Here is a 3,535-nt window from a genome sequence, read left to right as displayed (position 1 = left end):
TGGGCAGTTTCGTGTCCGCCGTTGGGCACCCCCTCGTGTCCTCCGTTGGGCAGTTTTCATGTCCGCCAGTGGGCACTTCCCGATGTCCCTTGACACGGGGCCTGGCCGGGGTGTATCTGGCGGTCACCGATGCACGGTCGGGGCTGAAAGCCTCTGTCACACAGAAATTCACTGGTGCGTCGTGGCAGCGGTGCAGGGCGCATTTCATGCGCAACCTACAGGGTGCGGTCGCCTCGCAGCATGTGCCGCCGGTGATGGCGGCGGTGAAGACGGTCTTCGCGCACACCGACCCGGTTGAGGTGGCCGCACAGTGGGATCAGGTCGTGGATACCTTCTCTGCCTCGTCACCGAAGGTGGCGGCGATGATGGAGTCGGCCAAGCACGACATGCTGGCGTTCACGGCGTTCACGGCGTTCACGGCGTTCACGGCGTTCACGCGGGCGCATTGGCTTCAAGATGTGGTCGAACAATCCGATCGAGCGGCTGAACAAGGAGATCACACGGCGAGCCGACGTCGTGGAGATCTTCCCCAACCCGGCGGCGTTCCTCCGTTTGGCGACTGCTGTGGTGATCGAGCAGCACGATCAGTGGCAGGTCACCCGCCGCTACGTCTCCGATGTCAGTGTGACCGAACTCCGGGTGGTGATCGCCGCGAAGGAACAGGCCGCCACTACACCGCCATAGAAGCAGGTGGAGGTACCTGAAATCAGCTAGCATTCAGTATGACTCGTTGATCGCTACGCACTGATCCGAAGTCCACCACTCCACGGGGCTCTATCGTGGCGGCTGACACGACGGGTCGCCTATTTCTTGTAGTTGGGGGCTTCGGCAACCATCTGTACGTCGTGAGGGTGCGATTCTTTGAGTCCCGCCGCAGTGATGCGAACGAACTCACCCCGAGCCTTCAGCTCTTCGATTGTGTGAGCTCCTACGTACATCATCGACTGCCGGAGACCGCCCGTGAGCTGGTGGATGACAGTCCCGATTGGGCCACGGTAGGAAATCTGGCCTTCGATCCCTTCCGGGATGAGTTTTTGATCGCTGGCCACGTCCGCCTGGAAGTAGCGATCCTTTGAGTACGAGGAACGCTCTCCTCGGGTCTGCAGGGCGCCGAGCGAACCCATTCCTCGGTACTGTTTGTATTGCTTGCCGTCGATGAAGACGAGATCGCCGGGGCTCTCGTCGGTGCCGGCGAACAGGGAGCCAATCATGACCGAGGAAGCACCCGCAACGAGAGCCTTGGCAATGTCCCCTGAGTATTGCAGCCCGCCGTCAGCGATTACGGGCACGCCAGCCGGGGTAGCGGCTCGGGCAGCCTCGTACACAGCTGTGATCTGCGGTACGCCAACTCCGGCAATGACACGGGTGGTGCAGATTGATCCTGGACCAACGCCGACCTTGACGGCGTCAACCCCTGCCTCAACAAGCGCCTGTGCACCCGCACGCGTTGCAACATTCCCGCCGATCACGTCCACCGAGTCGAATGCGGGATCTCGCTTGAGTGTTGTGATGATGTCAAGCATGCCCTTGCTGTCACCGTTTGCGGTATCCACGACGAGGACATCGACGCCTGCATCTACCAGGGCGGCTGCACGTTCCAAGGCATCACCGAAGAACCCGATTGCTGCACCGACTCGCAACCGGCCCGCATCATCTTTGGCCGCGTCCGGGTACTCCTCCACCTTGTCTACGTCTTTGACGGTGATGAGTCCGGTCAGTCGGCCATCCTCGTCGATGAGTGGCAGCTTCTCGATGCGGTGGCGTATGAAGATCTCGACCGCCTCGGCGCGAGAAATCCCGGAGCGGCCGGTGATGAGTGGCATCGGCGACATAACATCGCCTACACATGTCGTCTTCATCTGCTCCGCTGCGATGAACCGCATGTCACGATTGGTGACGATGCCCACTAGCTGTTGATCGGAATCGGTGACCGGAAGTCCAGATACTCTGTACTGCCCGCACACGCTATCGACTTCGCTGAGTGTTGCGTCAACCCGCGTGGTTACCGGATTCGTGATCATGCCGGCCTCACTACGTTTCACTCGATCGACCATGTCCGCTTGGTCGGCGATGGACAGATTTCGATGTAGCACACCTAGTCCACCGTTGCGAGCGAGCGCGACGGCCATGCGTGTCTCAGTGACCGTGTCCATAGCCGCGGAAACGAGGGGAACACTGAGTCGAATGCGCTTGGTCAGCTGGGACGCGGTGTCCGCGTCACTCGGGATCACGTCGGTGTGCGAGGGAAGGAGTAAGACATCGTCGTAGGTCAAACCGGTGAGCACGAATGGGTTCCGCTGTTCCATCCAACCAATCGTATCGGTGAACGATCCAGTGAGACTCAGGACCCCTGTGGCAGGTCCCCGATAGCCGGTCCAGGTAGTTCCTGAGCCCGTTCATATTTGGTGTCGGTCAGTCGATCTCGCCGCCCACGGGGTGCTTGTGGATGCATCTGGTCAGCGCACTCGGCGGGGGTCTGGTGTTGATGAGGCTCAGCGATAGTGCTCGCTTGTGCTCAACGAATGTGCTCACTCGTCGAGGGGGGTCACCGCAGCGGTTGTCGGGTTCCGGAGACGGTCTTGCGGAGCTTCTCCGAGCGGGCATGGCGGCCACGCAGGAGGTACGGGTCGAGGTTGAGCGGCGACAGAGCGGTGCAAGTGTCGGTCTAGCACCGCGGCGGCGACGGTGGTGTCGCCGAGGACCTCACGCCACTCGCCGACACCGCGGTTGGTAGTGATGACGATCGCAGTCTCCAAATGGCGTTGCGCCACAATCTGAAACAACGCTGATGCTGCCCCACCGGGCAGAGGGAGACATCCGAATTCGTCGATCACCCGCAGGGTAGGTCCGGCTTACAACCGTTCGTCGTCGCCCACCAGCCCTTCGATCACGGCCCGGCGGCAGCGGGTGGCGAGGTCGGCGGCGGCCGTGAAACAGGTGCGGTACCCGGCATGCGCCGCAGTACGTGCCAGCCCGACCGGCAGGTGGGTCTTGCCAACGCTGGGTGGGCCGATGAGCAGCGCGCTCGTCGCGGTCTCGAGGTAGCGGCACGTACCCAGTTCGGCAATGGGCCGGCCGGCGGTCGACGCCGGATATCGGTGGAATCGATGTCGAAATCTTTGAGCGACGCCGGGGTCGGCAGGCGGGCGGCCACGCGATTGCGGTTCCCTGCCGTGGTGGGCAGATCACCACTGACGTGCTGTAGCGCTTTCCGACACCGGCGAACGTGGCGGTTACCTTCCCGGAGTCGGGGTGGCTGTCCGTCGCCATCCGGTCGAACAGCCACGCGCGGGTCAGGCCGCCGAGCCTGCGGATGATGCCGTCGAGGCCGTTCGACAAGGTGCGGTTGGGTCATTGTGAAGCACCCCAGGTTTCGTGCCACCTCGTTGGTGGGCTACCTGCTGGTAGTGACCCCAGCATAGTAGGCAGCCTCGTACTCATTGGGCGGGACCAAGCCGATCGACCCATGCAGCCGAGTCGAGTTGAACCAGTCGACGTAACCCAGGGTCGCGTATTCGACGTCCGAGAGGTCCCT

At 62.3% G+C, this 3,535-nt stretch carries 1 protein-coding gene and 2 pseudogenes; 1 reads left to right on the top strand and 2 read right to left on the bottom strand.

The features are described from left to right. Positions 1-95: 95 nt before the first annotated feature. Positions 96-684 (top strand): annotated as a pseudogene (locus ACWDUA_RS25480) (transposase); the annotation flags it as partial. Positions 685-803: 119 nt separating this feature from the next. Here the strand turns inward: ACWDUA_RS25480 and guaB are convergent. Beyond that, positions 804-2,306 (bottom strand): IMP dehydrogenase, encoded by a 1,503-nt coding sequence (gene guaB / locus ACWDUA_RS25475; RefSeq protein ID WP_449753811.1) that lies wholly within the window; start codon positions 2,304-2,306, stop codon positions 804-806. A gap of 239 nt (positions 2,307-2,545) precedes the next feature. Continuing rightward, positions 2,546-3,148: pseudogene (locus ACWDUA_RS25470) on the bottom strand (ATP-binding protein); the annotation flags it as partial. Positions 3,149-3,535: the final 387 nt, after the last annotated feature.

The organism is Gordonia sp. NPDC003376, from assembly GCF_053589235.1.
The sequence above is the reverse complement of the archived record's forward strand: the minus strand, read 5'-3'. Positions and strand labels throughout refer to the sequence as shown.

Excerpts from the sequence above, each read along its gene's own strand:
- guaB (WP_449753811.1), bottom strand. The coding sequence starts at position 2,306 with ATGGAACAGCGGAACCCATTCGTGCTCACCGGTTTGACCTACGACGAT.